At 41.2% G+C, this 16,090-nt stretch carries 15 protein-coding genes; 1 reads left to right on the top strand and 14 read right to left on the bottom strand.

Features of this window, described 5'->3' with window-relative positions; genetic code table 11:
* Window positions 1-21: 21 nt before the first annotated feature.
* The 5 genes from ACP8HI_RS07995 to ACP8HI_RS07975 form a co-directional block, all read right to left on the bottom strand.
* Window positions 22-1,131 carry an ABC transporter ATP-binding protein gene (locus tag ACP8HI_RS07995; protein WP_438350578.1) on the bottom strand — a complete coding sequence of 370 codons (1,110 nt, stop codon included), beginning with the start codon at window positions 1,129-1,131 and terminating at the stop codon, window positions 22-24.
* Window positions 1,132-1,234: 103 nt separating this feature from the next.
* Complete coding sequence (locus tag ACP8HI_RS07990) at window positions 1,235-2,212, bottom strand: aldo/keto reductase (protein WP_438350577.1); 978 nt, start codon at window positions 2,210-2,212, stop codon at window positions 1,235-1,237.
* A 154-nt stretch (window positions 2,213-2,366) separates the two neighbouring features.
* A complete protein-coding gene (locus ACP8HI_RS07985) occupies window positions 2,367-2,666 on the bottom strand; it encodes an RNA-binding protein (protein WP_438350576.1) in 300 nt (99 codons plus the stop codon).
* 19 nt (window positions 2,667-2,685) lie between these two features.
* On the bottom strand, window positions 2,686-2,868 hold the full coding sequence (locus tag ACP8HI_RS07980) for a YezD family protein (protein WP_438350575.1): 183 nt from the start codon (window positions 2,866-2,868) through the stop codon (window positions 2,686-2,688).
* Window positions 2,869-3,110: 242 nt separating this feature from the next.
* Window positions 3,111-4,517, bottom strand: a complete 1,407-nt coding sequence (locus tag ACP8HI_RS07975) for a protoporphyrinogen oxidase (protein WP_438351749.1) — start codon at window positions 4,515-4,517, stop codon at window positions 3,111-3,113.
* Window positions 4,518-4,704: 187 nt separating this feature from the next.
* Between ACP8HI_RS07975 and ACP8HI_RS07970 the strand changes: the two genes are divergently transcribed.
* Window positions 4,705-5,451, top strand: a complete 747-nt coding sequence (locus ACP8HI_RS07970; RefSeq protein WP_438350574.1) for a class I SAM-dependent methyltransferase — start codon at window positions 4,705-4,707, stop codon at window positions 5,449-5,451.
* 93 nt (window positions 5,452-5,544) lie between these two features.
* Here ACP8HI_RS07970 and ACP8HI_RS07965 read toward each other — a convergent pair whose 3' ends face one another.
* From ACP8HI_RS07965 to ACP8HI_RS07925, 9 genes are all read right to left on the bottom strand, one after another.
* Window positions 5,545-5,919, bottom strand: a complete 375-nt coding sequence (locus tag ACP8HI_RS07965; RefSeq protein WP_438350573.1) for a DoxX family protein — start codon at window positions 5,917-5,919, stop codon at window positions 5,545-5,547.
* Between the two features lie 142 nt (window positions 5,920-6,061).
* Entirely contained in the window at window positions 6,062-6,499 is a 438-nt protein-coding gene (locus ACP8HI_RS07960; protein WP_438350572.1) for an RrF2 family transcriptional regulator, read from the bottom strand.
* Between the two features lie 283 nt (window positions 6,500-6,782).
* On the bottom strand, window positions 6,783-7,457 hold the full coding sequence (locus tag ACP8HI_RS07955; RefSeq protein WP_438350571.1) for an N-acetylmannosamine-6-phosphate 2-epimerase: 675 nt from the start codon (window positions 7,455-7,457) through the stop codon (window positions 6,783-6,785).
* Window positions 7,458-7,517: 60 nt separating this feature from the next.
* Entirely contained in the window at window positions 7,518-9,092 is a 1,575-nt protein-coding gene (locus ACP8HI_RS07950) for an FAD-dependent oxidoreductase (protein WP_438350570.1), read from the bottom strand.
* A 15-nt stretch (window positions 9,093-9,107) separates the two neighbouring features.
* Window positions 9,108-10,955 (bottom strand): hypothetical protein, encoded by a 1,848-nt coding sequence (locus ACP8HI_RS07945; RefSeq protein ID WP_438350569.1) that lies wholly within the window; start codon window positions 10,953-10,955, stop codon window positions 9,108-9,110.
* A 13-nt stretch (window positions 10,956-10,968) separates the two neighbouring features.
* Complete coding sequence (locus tag ACP8HI_RS07940) at window positions 10,969-11,964, bottom strand: zinc-dependent alcohol dehydrogenase (protein ID WP_438350568.1); 996 nt, start codon at window positions 11,962-11,964, stop codon at window positions 10,969-10,971.
* A 25-nt stretch (window positions 11,965-11,989) separates the two neighbouring features.
* The gene (locus ACP8HI_RS07935; protein ID WP_438350567.1) at window positions 11,990-14,242 is read right to left on the bottom strand and encodes a helix-turn-helix domain-containing protein; all 2,253 of its coding nucleotides are present in this window, start codon (window positions 14,240-14,242) and stop codon (window positions 11,990-11,992) included.
* A 65-nt stretch (window positions 14,243-14,307) separates the two neighbouring features.
* Window positions 14,308-15,171: a carbohydrate ABC transporter permease gene (locus ACP8HI_RS07930; RefSeq protein WP_438350566.1), complete on the bottom strand. Its 864-nt coding sequence runs from the start codon at window positions 15,169-15,171 to the stop codon at window positions 14,308-14,310.
* Window positions 15,165-16,088: an ABC transporter permease gene (locus ACP8HI_RS07925; protein WP_438351748.1), complete on the bottom strand. Its 924-nt coding sequence runs from the start codon at window positions 16,086-16,088 to the stop codon at window positions 15,165-15,167. The genes ACP8HI_RS07930 and ACP8HI_RS07925 overlap by 7 nt, the downstream gene beginning before the upstream one ends.
* Window positions 16,089-16,090 lie beyond the last annotated feature (2 nt).

Below are 16,090 nucleotides of genomic sequence, written 5' to 3'. Positions count from 1 at the left end.
CTCCTCCCTCATAAGCATCCTTTACTCTGCGAAACGTTCTCCAGTATCTCTATGGAAAAAGTGTGCCTTAGACATATCAAGCTCCACTTTCACTTTTTCATTTTCATTCAAGCGAACGAGTGGGTCGACACGTGCAATCAGCATCTTTTCCTGTCCGATATCTAGGTAAAGAAAGCGATCCGCGCCCATAAGCTCATTGTAATGATAGGTTCCGGTAATAACCGTTTCCGAGAACAAGCTTTCGAGATTAACACCTTCAGGTCGAATGCCCATAATAATCTTTTTATTGACTTGGTTATGTTTTCGTAATACTTCCTCTACTGTCTCATGTACTTTAAGCTTGAAACGATTCGTCTGGAACTCCAAATCACCTTGCGGATTTTCCTGGATAAGTCCATTAATAAAATTGATTTGTGGGGAGCCTATAAAGCTAGCCACGAACGTATTAGCTGGTTTCGAATAAATGAGCTCAGGCGTGTCACACTGTTGTATGATTCCATCTCGCATGACGACAATGCGATCTGCCATCGTCATAGCCTCAACCTGGTCATGAGTAACAAATATGAAGGTTGTACCCAGCTTTTGGTGTAACTTTTTAATTTCCATTCGCATCGTTGCCCGAAGCTTAGCGTCGAGATTGGAGAGCGGCTCATCCATTAGGAAAAGCTTCGGATCACGTACAATAGCTCTGCCTAGCGCTACCCGTTGTCTTTGTCCGCCTGACAGATCCTTCGGTTTACGATTTAGGAAGCTTTCTATTTCAAGAATACGACTCGCATTCTTAACCGCTAAATCAATTTCATGCTTCGGCATTTTGCGCATTCTAAGACCAAAGGCAATATTTTCATACACGCTCATGTTTGGATATAAGGCATAGTTTTGGAATACCATGGAAATATCGCGATCCTTCGGAGCAAGCTTATTCACTAATTGGTCTCCAATATAGATTTCACCCTCGGTAATGTCCTCAAGCCCGGCAATCATTCTGAGAGTTGTCGACTTTCCGCAACCAGAGGGACCTACGAACACAACGAATTCTTTGTCGTGTATTTCCATATTGAAATCCTTCACTACCTCATGCTTATCTTTGCCATACCTTTTGTATAAGTGATTGATTCGTATTCCAGCCATACATTTTCCTCCCGACATAACCTAACTATTTCTAAAATAAAAGGAGGATATCAACTAGGATCTGATATCCTCGATAACTACGCAGAATGGTTAAATTTATTGCTTAGTGAAGCACGGTCTCGATTGGACGCTGTAGATTATTCGTAATTTCATCTACCTTTGTCAATTCCACTTCGTTCAATCGTTCATGCCAGCTTTTAGCTGCCTCTGTAATATGATCTGGCTTTGAAGCACCCAAAATCGCTGATGTAATACCAGGACGGCTAAGCACCCATGATAACGCATATTGGGCAGAAGTAAGTCCGCGTTGTTCTGCTAATGGTCTAATCGCGTCAGCCAGCTCAATTGCATTTTTCTGAAGGAGGTCCTCCAACCTTTTCTCTCCTGCTGCAAGACGTGAACCAATAGGCGGAATCTCACCGACTTTATACTTGCCAGACAATATCCCACGTCCTAGCGGACTGTAGACGATAACTCCAACTTCCTCCGATTGTACAAATGGAATAATCTCCTTCTCGATATTGCGGGTTATAATACTGTATTCCGGCTGCAAGCTTTCAAAGCGATGTAAGCTATGTACTGCGCTTATACCATGGGCCTTAGCAAGCTGCCATGCAGCAAAATTAGAAGCACCGATATATCTTACCTTACCTTGGCGAATTAGATCATCGAGCGCACGTAATGTTTCCTCAAGCGGCGTATCCGGATCAAAACGGTGTACCTGATACAAATCGATATAATCCGTTTTTAAACGTTTCAAGCTATTCTCTACGGCACGAATAATATGGTAGCGGCTTTGTCCTGCGTCATTCACCCCATCTCCCACACGTCCATGAACCTTCGTAGCTAGAACGATATCATTTCTTCTCTCTTTCAAGAGATTTCCGAGAATACGCTCCGAATCGCCAGGCTGGTCTTTTCCGTACACGTCTGCCGTATCAAACAGGTTGATCCCATGATCAAGTGCCAAATCAATAATATTGGCTGATGCATCCTCATCAATCCAACGTCCAAAGGCCATGGTACCAAGACTTACTTCTGAAACCTTCAAGCCCGTTCTCCCTAATTTACGATATTGCATGTTTATTTCCTCCTAGATATCTTGGTTTTTTGTACAAAAAAACCGGAGACAAAGTTCAAAAAAATTGTCTCCGGTTATCCGGTGGATAAATACAAGTAATATGATGTGAATACTAATTTAATGATCATAATGTTCCCATACCTTTATGTCAATACTATTTAACTATCTGTGTTACTACATCGCATTGCGATACATAACTACTCAATAAGGTCATTAAATTTCCTTTTCCAAAAGATAAATACTTGTAATGTTCGTTCACATGCACAATTGACGTACATTCCAGAAACTCAATAATCACCATACGTCTTTGTTGTATTTCAGGATAGCCATTATCGTGAAACCATTGATCCATCGTATTATAAATACCTCGATTTAAGCGATACCTCTTTAGACAGTGATGATAGAAAGCAAGATCAGGCCATTGATAGATATAAAAATCTTGTTCATTTATCATAATATTCCTTCAACGAGTATCATTTGCGCTTATTGGCTATCGAGGTGGATTTATCCACGTCGAAACGCTTGCGTTCCGTTCGATCAATTTGGACGATTTGACTGTCATGAATTGTGATTTGAATAACACCATACTCTACACCAATGACCTGCTCTCTGATACGCTTCAACCATTCTTCCGTAACTATTATCGATTGACTCATGTTCAGCATCCTCTCAATATCAATTATTGTCCAACAGTCTTCGATGAACTACTCCCTCTCTTTTGTTGAAATAAAATAAGACGCACGACACCCGAATTGTAAACTCGGTTGGCGTACGCCTCTAGTTAACTAGCGAGCGCTACATCTTATCTGACTTAATATCATACTAAAACGATTGGAATACATTAAATTTAGCACAATGAACATTTATCGTCAATACCCCGCACGAGAAATTAATGATGCTAATCGTTCTTAGAGTTTGTCCTAACCTTCTCAAGGATAAGCCCCGCTGTCTTCTCCCCGTTTGCAATACAATCCGGAATACCTACACCGTAGTATGAACATCCAGCGAGGATGACATTAGGATAGCTATCAGCCATCTTTTTCTCAAGAGACTCTACAATCTGATGATGACGAATGTGGTAATTCGGCATCACATTATGCCATTTCATCACATCGTAGGTTATAGGTTGCCCCGTAATACCAAGGCTGTTCTGAATGTCTTGCAGAGCCACCTGCTGCAGTTCTTCCTCTGAAAGCTTGATCAGCGTATCATAATGAGGGCCTGAACTCTTGTAAAAGAGTCTAACGAGTAATCGCTGATGTTCTGATGTATGCTCCCACTTGCGGCTTGTCCAAGTACAGGCATGACATTTCACATCATCGCTGTTGGCTGTGATAAATCCTGTGCCATCTGCTGGAAGTTGACTGTCAGGGATATCGAATCCTAGATAGACACTGATTAGAGAACTGCTCAATAACTGATTGAAATCTTCATTCAGTTGCTCATCTTGAAGCAGAGCTTGTGCTGTAGAATGCATTGTTCCTAGTACAACCATGTCGGCATCCAAGATACGACCATCAGCAAGAGTTACACGATACTGATCTCCGTTCTTCTCAACCCGTTCCGCTTGAATACCCTTGATAATCTCAGTATCAGATAAATGCTGCTCCATAGAGTCAATCAATGTAGATACTCCATCCTTGAAAGACATGAACTTCTTATCGCCATTTCCTTGGAAAGTCGCCTTATTGGCTGATAGACCTTGAATAATACTTCCATATTCATTCTTATAATCGATTAAATAAGGAAGCGTTGATGCAATCGTTAGATCTTCCAATTTTCCAGAGTAGACTCCTGAGAGGACCGGCGATATTTGCTTCTCCACAAGTTCTTTACCTAAGAAAGCTTCTAGAAATTCACCAACAGAGTCATCCTTCGTGAACGTGTCATTCGGAGTGTACAAATCTTTCAGAGCTTCGACCTTTCCTTCGGCTGAGATCAGTTCTGTCTTGGCAAGTGACTCGATACTTAGCGGTATTCCAAAGACACAATCCCTCGGAATTTGTTTCAGCTTACCTTCGGTATAGATATAAGATGTCCCTGTTGCGTTATATACAACCTCATCCTGAAGACCCAGCTCTTCAATCAGAGGAGCGACATTCGTCTTGCGAGTTACAATGGAATCAGCACCCGACTCCATTATGAATTCTCCCTCATGCAATGTTCTGATCTTTCCGCCTAGTCTGTCATTGGATTCAACCAGTACAATGTTCACGTCCAAGTTGTTATTTTGTATAGATTTCTGTAAATAGTAAGCGGTGGATAAGCCTGTCACTCCCCCACCAATCACGACGACTGTTTTCAATGCGATGACACCTGCTTCCATAGTTAGTAGCTGTTTCAATACAATTGATTACATTATAACATAGGGACTTCACGTTTGTTTCGTGCCAAGCACTGACTCGAAAACCCAAGAGAGTAGACTAATATCTATACCATTAGTATAGTGAATAAAGAAATATACAGAGATGAATATAGGAGATGCATACCTAATGAAACAAAACAAATATGATGATCCAAATTTCTTTTCTTCATATAAGCAAATGGCTCGTTCAACCAAAGGACTTGAAGGTGCGGGAGAATGGCATGTATTAAAAGCATTAATGCCAGAGTTAAGGAATAAAATTGTACTGGATTTAGGATGTGGTTTCGGCTGGCATTGTCTATTTGCTCGGGAACAACATGCAAGTTCAGTGATTGGAGTAGATATATCTGAAAAAATGCTTCAACAGGCACGCGAAAAAACAGATGATCCTGCCATTTCATATGTACAAATGCCCATTGAAGACATCGAATTTTCAAATTCACAATTCGATGTCGTGATCAGTTCATTAGCTTTTCACTATATCGAATCATTTGAGGTCATTTGCAAAAAGGTGCATGATTATCTGAAGCCAGGAGGTTCCTTCATTTTTTCAGTGGAACATCCTATATTTACCTCTCGAAATGAACAAGATTGGCATGTTGATAATCAAGGAAATCGCCTCCATTGGCCCGTCGATCATTATCAATCCGAAGGATTACGAGAAACTTCATTCTTAGGCGAAGATGTTACGAAATATCATCGGACAATCTCTACTTATATGAATGACTTAATTGGGGCTGGATTTGTAATAAAAGCCGTTAAGGAACCTATGCCTTCAGATGAACTGTTGAATAGTGATCCACTGATGCAAGATGAGAATCGAAGACCTATGTTCTTAATTATTTCTGCAGAGAAGGAAAGTTCCTCGAACTAACAGGGATCATATTAAATCTTGAAATGAACATCTAATAGACCAAGCGTTATATCACTTGGTCTATTAGATGTTCATTTACTTTTTTCTAACGAATTAGTTAAATCCAGGAAAATTGCTAAGGTCGGATAAGCGAATGAAGAATACTACAAAAGATAAAACGCCGAAAAGTATGATTGGAAACGTTTGTTTCAGCGAATCCTTAACACGAACGTGAGTCAAGATTCCTCCAATAGATGTCACGCCAAGCAACAACGCACCTGCAGCTGTCCAACTTGGATCCCAGTAGCCAATGATCAGTGCAACCGCTCCGATCAATTCAACAAGACCTGTTACAACTCGGAACCACTGAGGTAGTCCCCAATGATTAAAGCCATCGACATGCATCTTGGACCCCGTTATTTTACCAAAAGCGGCCATCAGAAATATAAGTGCCAGTAAACCTTGCAAAATGAATGTTACAATATCCACTTTGAATCTCTCCTTTGTCGCTATATATGCAACTGAACAAGGCACATATTAGCTTAAAATAAAAGCGCAGTCTGAACTGCAACTTCTTTAAGCACATCATAATTGATTACTAGGCGTTTGACTAGTACCTTGCAGTAATTATTTAAATCATGAAAAATTCGACACGATTCATGACGTCCGCAATAGTAAATTTACGTAAGTAATCAATCGTTTGTTGTTCAGCTTCAATGAGGATCTTCTCTAATTCCACATCCAGCTGTTCAGCTGCTACTCCACAATCAACGTCAACTTCAGGCTCCACTTGCTCTGCACTAACAGCGGAGTAAATTTCACCTAACGTAATCTGATCTGCAGGTTTCCGTAAGGAATAGCCACCCTCTCTTCCACCCTTGGACTCAACGATATCTGCGACCGCTAATGCTTGCATCACTCTACGCATAAAGGTTGCGTGCGAATCAACCTGATCTGCGATCATGGCACTCGATAAAATGCTACCGCTTTTAGCTAACCAAACGATCGAGTGAACGGCTATTTTAAAACGAGGAGGCCCAATGTTTACTCCACGATTTGCTGTACTCATACAATACCACTCCTTTAGAACAGTTATGCTGTTTCTTGATCTCTATTACTTCCGTCTTTTAATGCAACTATATCAAGCACATTATATAGTAAAATAAATTTATGTTCAAGTGGGCTTCATCCCCAACCCAGTATTAAATAAAACTAGAGATGAATCAATACATCTCTAGTTTTATAATGACGCAATAATGGTAGTATAGCTGCTCCAATAGCCTCCACATTCACATCGTTCTCTGCATAGACGGGAACACGTGTAACCTCTGCGATTTCATCAACACCTTACCTTACTTCGCATCCTGTAGAGCTGATACATATTGCGCCGTAATTAACTGCGGGCGCGTGATAGCAGATCCAACCACAACGAAATGCGCTCCAGATTGTAAGGCTTCTCCAGCTTCTTCTGGTGTGCTAATCCCACCTTCTGCAACTGTCGGTACGGTAAGGACCTGTGAAAGTCGACTTACGAGCTCTAGATTCGGAAGCCTAGTTAGACTATAAGGGGTGTACCCAGATAATGTAGTGGAAATGTAATCCGCGCCCCATTCCGCAGCCATCAATCCTTCTTCATAGGTTGATATATCTGCCATAACTGGGATGCCCATATTTTTAAGAACAGCAATCGTCTGCTGCAGATCCACTCCATCTGGACGAGCACGATTTGTCGCATCAATTGCAACAATACTCGCCCCGGCTTCATAAACAGCAACGGCATCTTCCACTGTAGGCGTAATGTATACATCAAAACCGTCGTAATCTTTTTTCCATAAACCTATAATTGGCAGATCTACCTCACTTCGGATCGCAGCGATATCTTCCGGACTATTGGCCCTAATTCCTATCGCTCCGCCTTCCTTAGCTGCTCTAGCCATGGCTACCATATGTTGACAACCGTGTAAAGGCTCATGAGATAATGCTTGGCAAGATACAACAAGACCATTCTTAGCGATTAGACTATTCATAGATGACTATCCCTTCTTTCTTATAGTAACTGTTCAAAAAATGACTTTTTGAACTTCCTCTTATACGGCATGAGTCTGTGGCCATTCTAATTCGATACCTTTAGCTACCAAATAATTTTGAAACTCCTTTAGCTTCACCTGGTCGTTACGTACATCCCTCGGGGTAAGCTGTTGATCCACACAATAGGCGGCCAAATAGCCAGCAGCTTCTCCAATATTCCATTCCACGGGATGAAGACGATAACAGCCGTTCGTGATATGGGTTGTGCCAATATTTTTGCAAGCTGCAAGTAAATTATTCATTCGAATCGGAATCAAGCTACCCATTGGAATCTGAAAGGGCATACTGGATACGTCAACATAGGTACGTAACGCTGTACTCGGGTGAAGATCGATTCGATAACAGCCAATACCAACCGAATCCTCATAGCGCTCTGGTTTTCCATCTGGACGACAACTTGGGCTAATATGTTGCTCCAATACGGTGAACTCCGCCTTGATTCGGCGTGATTCTCTTATATACGGTTTTTTCGCCAAACCATCCAAGGTACCCGTCACATCTGATCTCAATCGAATACCGGGGTATCCCACTTTACCGTCCGGACGAGGTGCTTCCGTCTGCATCCAATACAACAAGGACAAACTTAACTGACGGGCGTTCTCCAAATGTTTAGCACGTTCTTCCGCAGGTACGTCGATAATTGGGCCTAGCCAATAATCATTTTGCGGCCAATTCACGACCGTGATGTCACTGTCAAAGGCACCTTCAGCGAATTGTGTATGATCGATCAACCTTCTATATTTCCACAACGAGAAGGATTTACCATCTGGAAAAAAGCTATAGCGCACAGGTTCCAACGTGTGAGGAACGAGCCCCATCCAACTGAGTTGCTTATCCGGCCAGAAATCCGCTTGATACTCCCTCCAGAAATCATACTGATCAGGCTTCTGGATCGTGAAGTCCTCTCCTTCTATATGATCAATAGCGAAACACCAAGTGATCGCCTGCATATCGGAAGGATCAGCGGGCCCTTGCAACGCACTCGGTTCTCCTGTCTGTGAGATAGATTCAGAGCCCGTAACATATTCCACCTTCGCTAGAGGTAACAGATCGCCTTCTTCCGTCGCATCTAGGAAATAATCCCCTGTTAGAACAATGAATTCACCTGTATCTACATTACGTAGCGTAACCGCACGTATTTGATCACCTTCGGTATCTGCACTCTCAGGTAGATACTTCTCGAGTAACGTAAGACTTCCGTTATGAACGTATGGAGCGATCATGTCACGCAGAACCGCGAGTGCCGCTCTTGGTTCATGAGAGATGCTGCTAACGAGTGCGTTTCCGGGATTGAAATGAGCCTTTGACCTTGCAGCTGGAAGTACAGGGAAATGCTGCTTGTAATATTCCCTTACCCTATGTCGGAACTCTCGGTAGCTAGCTGTACAGCCGAACTGTTCTATCCAAGGATGTTCATCAGGTGGAACAGCCTGACTTGTTAATTGTCCGCCAATCCAATCTGTCTCTTCCGTCAATATGACGTGTTTCCCCGCCTTTGCTGCGGCTAACGCAGCTGCAACGCCTCCTGTACTTCCCCCAATCACGACAATATCTGCATGTAGATGTCTCGTCATTAAATAATCCCCTTCCTATTCAAATATAGATTCATTTAATAGGCCTAATAATAAGCCGGATGTCGTTATCGCATTCGTCCATCCACTTTCCATGCAATACGGCCCCCAACCAGTGTCTCCGTTATTCCCGAAATATTCACCGTTTCGAAGATCGTATGCCCTCATCCAACCTCCGCTATATCGACTTTCTTGACTGATCATTTGGATCCGACACATATAGTCCGATAGAGAATCATAGAGTTCACGGTGAACGTTGTCACCATTAGATTTCCATAGCTCCCATACATTCATAAGCAGAAAATTATTCGTATATAATTGATCGGCAATGCCCTCTCCATTATGGATGAATACGCCCGCATCCTCTTTACCGAAACGTTCGGGATCCGGGTTATCCGTTTCCTCGATACCCCCAAGCGGGCTTTGGCAAGAAAGTAAATAATCGACAATCCGTTCAATACCTTGATCGATCTCACCTGAATCGTCATATCGGCTGAGAAATCCTAATGGAAGTAGAAATCGACTAAGTCCTGATGTTCGGCTATACATAAATTCGAGTTCGTCCCACTGCTTCAGTAGATATAACGAGCCTTTCATGGCCACATCCAAAAATTCCTTCCGCTGGGTAACCAGATAAGTCTGAATAAATGCCGCATGAGTAATACTCTGGAAGTGCGGATTTTTATTTTCTGGAAGCTTCTTAGCTCCTTCACGACCAAATTCAATCAATTGTTCACGTTTCAGTACTTCCGGTCGCAAACCATCTTTATTTTGAGTTGCCAAAAGAGCTTCTGCTAATGGAAGTGCATGTTCTAGATATGATTCATTGTTTGTTTGTCGATACAAATACAACAAGACAAAACAAACCCATGCGTTATCATCCGTGAACATCTGATCTGGGTACTCGCCTGGATTGTCATACCACTTAAAGAATCCATACGAAGGAGATTCCAATTCCAAGTCCTGATAGCCATGATCGAATAAATACTGGAGCATTCGATCAGATGACTCCAAATAATTGTCATCTTGTTGCCATTTCCCGTATAGATACAGCATCAGCGCTGTGTGCGCATGACAATCCGGTCTTAGATCCTTAGATAGCTTCGTTGTGATCGAATGAATATTCTCGTAAACTCCTTCGCCTCCATCGAGAGCAGGAAGGATCCCAGAATTCAGGAACCAACTTATATTATTAACAACAGCCTCCCGAGGGATAGTGGATCCAGAAGTCTCGATCACCTTCGACCAAATAACAAAAGGTATGCCTGTTTTTTGACTTAAAGTCAATATGACATTTTCCCAAAGAGAGTAAGGTCTTAGCGTTTCAGGCTTCTCATTAGAGAATAGGGAAAAAGCCGCGTAGGCTACCCTACCGGCTCCAATCTCATGGAAATGTAATCCCGGATAGACGGAGGCTTGTTCATCCAAGCTTATATGCGTATCTTGAAATAAGCCGAAATCCAAGATCGCTTCGGTATTTATTGGAAACCCATGAGCAACTGCACCAGACCATTCCAACAATGCGCCCTTGGTGAGTTGTTCACCTTCCAGGCTTACGCGAAGCTTCTCCACCGTACGTCGTGTCTTAGCGAAATCTTGCTTCCAGCCCAGTAGACGCGAGCTAGAGAAATCGAAGGCTTCAATAAGTTCTGTGTATAACACGCCACCCCGATTAACATATTCCCATAAGTTCACTAGTGTATGTGTAGAGAGAGTCGTTTCTTCATCGATGAGATTAGATCCAATAATAAGAATGGCATCCCATTGATTCATTTCGCACTGTTCAAGCTCCGTCATTGAGAATATCTTTGCATTCGTTGCAGGTGAGTATGACATCGAATGCACTGTAAATACAGCAATTTTCAAATTTGACCGCTCCCTAGTATTTAATGAGTGTTGCTATCGTTGTCGTAGGTTTCTCGTAATTGGCATAGGCTTCTGCCGCACGCTCTAGTGGATATATATCTGTAATAAGTGGTTTGACAGAAATACGCCCTTCCGCTAACAGTCGAATATATTCTCCAATATTTCTACCTTCCGTCCAACGCACGTAACCAATTGGATAATCATGATTCTCTTGCTCGTACCCCTTATCATACCTACCTGGACCACCCGCACGAGAGATAAGCATTTGGGCTTCCTTTCCAAACATAAGCCCTCTGGAATACTCCATGGTGATGTCTCCCACGATGACTATTTTCCCACGAAGCCTAATCCATTCTAGTGCCGGATTAATCAACTGTTCGCCTGGCCCGCTTGCACAGAGAATAACGGCATCAGCACCAACACCGCCGGTCACTTCGTCCAGTCGTTCTGCTAACTGTGACGCCTCATCATACATATGAGTCAGCCCTTGTTTCCTTAACATGGCAGTACGCTCACTATTCAGATCTGTACCCGACGTTCTGTACGCCGAAGCATTCGAAATCTGGGCTATAATATTCCCTAGTATGCCTAGACCTACGATGATCGCAGATTCCCCAAATTTAAGATCGGCAACCCGTAGCGCATGAATCGCAATAGCACCCAAACCCGCGAATGCAGCCTCTTCAGGCGATACGTGGTCAGGGACGACAGCAGTCAAATTGGTTGGGACAGCTAACCACTCCGCGTGATGGACATATGGAACACCATAACAAGCCACGCGTTGACCAAGCAGTAGTTCATCAACACCTTCGCCCACTTCTTCTACAATTCCAACTGCGCTGTACCCAATGGTGACCGCTTTTTCAGAAGCCTTTCTAACATAACTCATTTCTGTACCTGGACTGATTGCCGAATATTCTGTGCGAATAAGTACATGTCCAGATGGAAGTTGCGGTTTATCCTTTTCCGCTATAATAATTTTCCCTGATTGTGTTGTGATGTATCGCATTAATAATTCCTCCCAACAATTTTAATTATCGCTCTGTGTTTCTATACACGCTTGGAGATACGCCTAGATATTTCTTAAAGGTGGTCGTGAAGGTGGAGGCGTTTAGATAACCTATCTTTTCTCCAATTTCAGCGATCGTGAGATTCGTATCTTTCAATAACTCTCTGGCGTGTGACAGTCTTACTTTATTGACATATTCGACATAATTAACGCCAAACGTCTTTTTGAAATAACTCGAGAAATACTTCGGAGAAGTTCCCATCACTTCAGCTATGTAATCTAAATACATATTCTCCATGTAATGAATTTCAATATATTGAGAAATAAACACAGGATTTAATTTACTCGTTTGCTCTTGTTTACTTTGGGTCGCAAAGTGTCTCACTACTTCTACTAAGGCAGTCTCTACATCCTGATAATTTTGAGCATGATCAACCTTTCGATAGAAATCGCTCTCCAGCTCATATAGCTCATGGAGTGTATTCCCAGAACCACCGACATATTTCAGCAGGTAGAAAAAAATAGTTTTGGCAATATGAACGAACTGATGATGATGAATATTACGATCGATATTTTCCTTCATGATTTCTTTAATAATTTGAATGCATTCCGTATCTTTCCCACTTAGTACGTAATTGGATAGCTTCTCCATATCCTCGAAAGGTAAATGGATACTCCATACGTAACGTATTTCTTCAGCATCCATCACTTTAACTTTATCGTTCACATTTCGGTAAATCGATCCGTTAATGATATCTCGATGAGCACGTCTGAAATTCTTGATCTCAGAGGTATACATCTTGCTCACGCAAGTCCATAACGTATAACCCATAAATTCTTCTTTCTCAGCACGCATAATAAAAGAATTTAAGCGCTTCATTAACTGATCCCTCTGTCTCGGATCATTTTCTCCGATGACTACAATAAACTGAGCGTTAGCAACATAAAACACATGTCCCTCAATCAACTCTCGCTTCATGCTACTTTGTAGGTTTTCTGCAATCATTTCTACAGGTAAGGAAAAGCCATAATCACGTTCTTTTTCGCTAACTTGAATCATCGCCATAATAAAATGCTTATCTCGAAAGAAATCAAGATCATATTTTTGTAGTAAAATATCGTGTTCCTTGAAGTGTGTATACTCATCTAAAGATTGCAAGAATACCCCTCTACGTAATTCTGCTTCGGCGTACGAAAGCTGATCTTTATACGACTCATTCTCCGATTGGATCTTCATAACACCGCTATAAATTTTACGGAAATCATTTCCCTTACTGGTTCCACCACCGAGCAAGCGAAGAATATTCTTCACAGGTCGATTTAAATAGATACTTAGAAAAAAGGATAATATGATAGCGGAAATAATAGCTGATAGCATAATCAAAGAGTTGGCTTCTGCTACTGAATCCAAATTCTGAAATTGATATGGAACCTTATCAATATAAATATAATCATTATATTCAGACTTATGGAAATTGTATTCATAATCCCCCCGAGTTAAAGAAGCTTCTTGAGTGGAATTGAAGTAGACATCGTTCAATACTTCAACAAGATCCCAATTCGGTTCCGTACTAAGGATAACATTCTTATTTTGGTCTAGTACGATAAGAGAAGCACCAGGTATCATTGACTTTTGATTCGCGTGGCTCATTAATGCTGCCACGTCGACGATGATCATCACATTTTTTTTGGACATTTGGAACTTGTTTCCACCTATCGCGACTAACAGTTTCTTACTCCTGGGTTTCTTCGAATCTCCCGATTGAGTCAGATAGTTTTCCGCAGGAAACACTTTTAAACTATGCTTGGTAAGTGAATATGTCCTCCAATAATTGGCGTTGTATATCTCATGTTTATACTTGTTCTCGAACAATAAATCAAAACTACTAGTCCCCTTAGACGTGATAGCCAAGTTCGTATCTTCGTAAAATACGATGACTTCTTCAATGAAATCGATCGACGAAACAAGCCCAGAAATATTATCTACTAGCGTGTACACCTTACTCATATCCATACGACCGTCCGCGGATGCTCCCAAATTGTTAAAAGGTTGCATGTTATCGATCGTTGTAATGATATTATTGATAGTGGTGAAATCATTATCAAACGATTGAACAACGGACTTCACTACTAAAGCATTGTTCTCGCTGACCTTCTCATAAATGCCAGAAATAGAGTTGCGATAGACGAAATAAGTGGATACAAACATAATAGAAATGACAAACAGTAACGAGAAAAAAATTTGCAATACACCTAAGTTCGTAATTAGTCGTTTCATAAGTTAGTCATCTCCTGCTGCTCATAATGCGTATCCACATATTCTACGTCTAACTACTCAACTCCTCAACCTTTCTCTGATCCCAACATAACCCCTTTAGCGAAATACTTCTGCGCAAACGGATAAATCATCAACACGGGTATCATAGCCAGAACAATGGTAGCGTTCTTCTTCGCTTGCGGAGCCAGCGCTGCTGCATCGACAAGACCAGAACCGTTGCCATCACTGAATATCAACATACCTCTTAATACGACCTGTAATGGATACATCGTTTGGTCGTTCAAATAAATCATCGGAATGAAGAAACTGTTCCAGTGTCCAATGAAGTAGAATAGTCCAATGGATGCCAAAGCTGGTTTGGAAAGCGGGATAACAATATTGAATAAGATTCTGAGTTCGGATGCACCGTCAATAACCGCTGCTTCTCGAATCTGATCAGACATGTTCTCGTAAAAACTCTTCAGAATAATGAGTTCAAATGTCCAAATCGCATTAGGGAGTACCAATGCCCATACAGAATCAATTAGACCGAGCTGTTGTACAATTAGAAAGTTCGGAATGATACCTGGTTGTAGGAACATAGTAATGACAATGGCGAACATCCAGAACTTACGACCAAAAAAGTTAGGTCGGGACAATGGATAGGCAGCTATTGAAGTGAAAAACAAGTTAATAACAGTACCTAATGCCGTATAATAGATCGTGTTAAAATAGGCTCTCGGAATTTTTTTATCCATTAGAACGTCTTTATAAGCATCGAGGTTGATCCCCTTTGGCCATAGAAACACTTTACCCTGTATAACGCTAGCCGTATCGCTCAAAGATACTGCAGTAATATAAATAATAGGGTAAATGGTTGCAATGGCTACACAAATGAGTATTACGGTGTTAAATATTCCGAATAAGGATAATTTACGTTCTCCTACCATAGTCCTTTACCCCCAAGCTTTTTACTAATTTGGTTAGCTGATAATAGCATTACCATAGCGACCAATGCTTCGAACAATCCAACTGCGGCCCCATAGCTGAAATTCGATTCAAGTAAACCTTTTCGATATACGAATGTAGAGAAAACATCGGCTACATCGTAGGTCATCGAGTTATAAAGTAGTAATACCTTTTCATAACCTATACGCATCATAGATCCTGTTTTCAGGATGAACATAATAAGAATCGTCGGTAGAAGACCTGGAAGCGTAATATGCCACATCATACGGAACCTACTAGCTCCATCCACTCTGGCTGCCTCATATAATGTCGGGCTAATTCCAGCGATTGCTGCTAGGAATATGATTGCTTCATAACCTGTATTTGTCCATATTTCGGAAATTATATAAATGGGTCTGAACCAATTGGAATCAATTAGGAAGTATTTACTCTCAAATCCAAGTAAAGTAATAGCTTGATTGATCAATCCATTGTTTGGTGAGAGGAAATCAATGATCATACTACTGATAATAACAACAGATAAGAAAGTCGGAAGATAACTGGCCGTTTGTATTGCTTTCTTTAATCTGAGCATTCTTACTTCATTAAGTAAAACTGCTAATATGATCGGGAATGGAAAACTGAATATCAATGAAAAGAAACCAAGAGAAAGTGTGTTTTTAAATAATTTCCAAAAATCAGGACTCTCGAAAAATTTAATAAAATGCTTTAGTCCTACCCATTCACTTGCCATAATACCTGCGAATACATTGTAATCTTTAAAGGCAATAATCAAACCGTACAATGGACCATAGCGAAAGACTGCATAAAAAATAATACATGGGATAAAAAGAAGTAAAAGTTGTCTATCACGAATAATGTGTTTTATTATTCCTTTGAAATAGGATTGAATAGTAATTC

It is taken from the genome of Paenibacillus sp. FA6 (assembly GCF_051550225.1).
Taxonomy (GTDB): domain Bacteria; phylum Bacillota; class Bacilli; order Paenibacillales; family Paenibacillaceae; genus Paenibacillus_AQ.
The sequence above is the reverse complement of the archived record's forward strand: the minus strand, read 5'-3'. Positions and strand labels throughout refer to the sequence as shown.

What these genes read in the sequence shown, in the direction of transcription:
- ACP8HI_RS07940 (WP_438350568.1), bottom strand. Translation starts at nt 11,964, where the DNA reads ATGCGATACATCACAACACAATCAGGGAAAATTATTATAGCGGAAAAG.
- ACP8HI_RS07935 (WP_438350567.1), bottom strand. Translation starts at nt 14,242, where the DNA reads ATGAAACGACTAATTACGAACTTAGGTGTATTGCAAATTTTTTTCTCG.
- ACP8HI_RS07985 (WP_438350576.1), bottom strand. Translation starts at nt 2,666, where the DNA reads ATGATAAATGAACAAGATTTTTATATCTATCAATGGCCTGATCTTGCT.
- ACP8HI_RS07950 (WP_438350570.1), bottom strand. Translation starts at nt 9,092, where the DNA reads ATGACGAGACATCTACATGCAGATATTGTCGTGATTGGGGGAAGTACA.
- ACP8HI_RS07980 (WP_438350575.1), bottom strand. Translation starts at nt 2,868, where the DNA reads ATGAGTCAATCGATAATAGTTACGGAAGAATGGTTGAAGCGTATCAGA.
- ACP8HI_RS07930 (WP_438350566.1), bottom strand. Translation starts at nt 15,171, where the DNA reads ATGGTAGGAGAACGTAAATTATCCTTATTCGGAATATTTAACACCGTA.
- ACP8HI_RS07995 (WP_438350578.1), bottom strand. Translation starts at nt 1,131, where the DNA reads ATGGCTGGAATACGAATCAATCACTTATACAAAAGGTATGGCAAAGAT.
- ACP8HI_RS07990 (WP_438350577.1), bottom strand. Translation starts at nt 2,212, where the DNA reads ATGCAATATCGTAAATTAGGGAGAACGGGCTTGAAGGTTTCAGAAGTA.
- ACP8HI_RS07955 (WP_438350571.1), bottom strand. Translation starts at nt 7,457, where the DNA reads ATGAATAGTCTAATCGCTAAGAATGGTCTTGTTGTATCTTGCCAAGCA.
- ACP8HI_RS07960 (WP_438350572.1), bottom strand. Translation starts at nt 6,499, where the DNA reads ATGAGTACAGCAAATCGTGGAGTAAACATTGGGCCTCCTCGTTTTAAA.
- ACP8HI_RS07970 (WP_438350574.1), top strand. Translation starts at nt 4,705, where the DNA reads ATGAAACAAAACAAATATGATGATCCAAATTTCTTTTCTTCATATAAG.